Origin of the sequence: Citrobacter sp. Cf118, from assembly GCF_030334095.1 — a bacterium.
GTDB classification, from domain to species: Bacteria; Pseudomonadota; Gammaproteobacteria; order Enterobacterales; family Enterobacteriaceae; genus Citrobacter; species Citrobacter freundii.
The window spans coordinates 1-233 of the sequence record NZ_JAOWES010000007.1 but is presented as its reverse complement, the minus strand read 5'-3'; the positions used below and the strand labels follow the sequence as shown (position 1 = coordinate 233).

Annotated in this window: 1 pseudogene; it reads right to left on the bottom strand. The window is 57.1% G+C overall.

Features of this window, described 5'->3' with window-relative positions:
* Positions 1 to 77 precede the first annotated feature (77 nt).
* Positions 78 to 233 (bottom strand): annotated as a pseudogene (locus tag OGX67_RS00350) (IS3 family transposase); the annotation flags it as partial.

Below are 233 nucleotides of genomic sequence, written 5' to 3'. Positions count from 1 at the left end.
GAGTTACCGGTTCAATATTCCAGACAGACTCGCGGTTCATTTAAGCATCCATGCCCGCCCTGAACTCCGGGCACACTGTAGGTTATGTCCGTTACCCAACGCTCATCCGGAGCATCCGGATTGAACTGTCGCTGGAGCCTGTTGGGCGACACGATACTGGCCTCGCCTTTACGTGCCCGCGGGCTCCGGTATCCGACCTGAGCCTTTATCCCGACACGTTTCATCAGTCGCCA